Here is a 2077-nt window from a genome sequence, read left to right on the forward strand (position 1 = left end):
TAATCACTCGACCAAACTATTTCTCCCATACTATCAGTCATCACCCTTGTTGAACCTAAGTAATCATTATGATAATAATATACTTTCTCGGACTGAGCAGGTTTTTTATCTACCCTCGCGACTAATTTATCATTGGCATAGATATAGGAAATAGTCCCTAAAGGCACATACAATGGCTTATCTTCTGCCTTGATAATCTCTACATCATCTATATACCACCCTTCATAATCGTTATACCATCCATCTACTGTATCAAAACTAAATCTTAGTTTCTTTAACTTTTCAAAGAGCAATTAAAAGAAAAAAACTTAACTTCCATTCTAAATTCTTTACTAACTTTGGAGTTTGTTAAATTCTTCTTTAGATTCTTTGTCTCCTAATTCTGCTGCTCTTTTGAAGAATTCAATGGCTTTAGATCTCATATTTTTTTGTTTGTAAGCATCACCAAGATTATAGAGAATATCAGGGTGATTTGGATCTAATTTTGCTGCTTTTTCAAATTCAGATATAGCTTCATCTAACATACCCTTTCTTTCATAAGCATCTCCTAAATTGGAATGACACAAAGCATCATTGGGATATAACTTTACTGCTTGGTGATGTTCATAAATTCCTTTGTCCAACATCCCTTTATTAACATATACGATTCCTAAATTACTATGTGCATATCCATCATTTGGATTTATCTCAATTGTCCTCTGATATTCTTTCATAGCTTCATCTAACATTTCTTTTTCAGCATAAACACGTCCAAGATTATAATGGAGATATTCATCATTAGGGGCAATAGAAATACCTTTTTGATATATTTCAATTGCTTCATCTAACTTCCCTTTCTTGTGATAGAGAAGTCCTAAGTTATTAAGTGCATTGATATGTTCATTATCAATCTCTATGACTCTTTGATATTCTTCAATACCTTCATCCAACATATCTTTTTTACTATACACAAGCCCACAAAGATAGTAATATTCTGCATTATTAGGATTTATCCTTAATGCCTTTTGATATTCATTGATAGCATCATCTAACATTCCTTTTTCATCATAAGCATTTCCAAGTCTAATAAGAGCATCTTCATTTTTAGGATTAATTTCCAATGCCTTCTTATATTGCTCAATTGCATCATTTAACATTCCTTTATCATGATATGAAACTCCAAGGTTATAGTACCCCTTGGCATCATTAGGCATTAATTCTATAACTTTCTTCTCCATAGTAATTGCTTCATCATACATCCCTTTATTCCAGTAACAAATCCCTATGTTTGTAAGAATTTCTACATTATTTGGATTAATTGATAATGCTCTCTTAAATTTTTCAATAGATTCATCATAGACTCCCTTAGTAATATAAATTTTCCCAAGTTCATAATAGCTATTTGCATAATTAGGATTAATGTCTATAGCCTTTTGGTATTCCATGATGGCTTCTTCCATTAATCCTTTTTCCTTATAAACCCACCCAAGACTACAATGAACTAATTCGTTATTAGTGCCCATAGATAATGCTTTTTGATATTTTGATATAGCTTCATCTAACATCCCTTTCTTAGCAAATAAGTACCCCAAATTAACATATGCATCCACAAAATGAGGAGACTTTCTTATAATTCTTTGATATTCACAAATAGCCTCATCTATCATTCCTTTATCTGAGTAGGCATTTGCAAGGCTATAACGAATATTGTCATCTCTCCAATTAATAGATAATGCCTTCTGATATTCATTAATGGCTTTATCTAACATATCTATTTTTGCATAACACCATCCCAGTCCATAATGAGCTTTATAGTTGTTGGGGTTTAACTTGATAATTTTCTTATATTCCTCAATTGCTTCTTTATACAAACTTTGTTTAATATATATCCATCCAAGACTATAATAAGCTCTTGAATTTTTGGGATTAAATTGAATAGCTTTTTTTAATTGACCAATAGATTCTTCTATTCTTTCCTGACGAAGAAATTCAATCCCTTGAGTAACAGCATGATAACTCAATAGAAAGTTTCTTAACTTTCTAAAAACATAGTGATTTAATATAAATGTTATAATTTTTTTGACTATATTTATTATAT

At 30.4% G+C, this 2077-nt stretch carries 2 protein-coding genes; both read right to left on the reverse strand.

Annotation, left to right across the window (positions count from 1 at the left end; genetic code table 11):
• The coding region (locus tag AB1422_19130; protein ID MEW6621415.1) for an RHS domain-containing protein at positions 1–293 on the reverse strand (293 nt) is incomplete at its 3' end.
• Positions 294–332: 39 nt separating this feature from the next.
• Positions 333–2077: tetratricopeptide repeat protein (locus AB1422_19135; protein ID MEW6621416.1), on the reverse strand; the 1745-nt coding region annotated here is incomplete at its 5' end.

The sequence above is a fragment of the bacterium genome (assembly GCA_040757115.1).
Lineage (GTDB): Bacteria > UBA9089 > CG2-30-40-21 > CG2-30-40-21 > SBAY01 > JBFLXS01.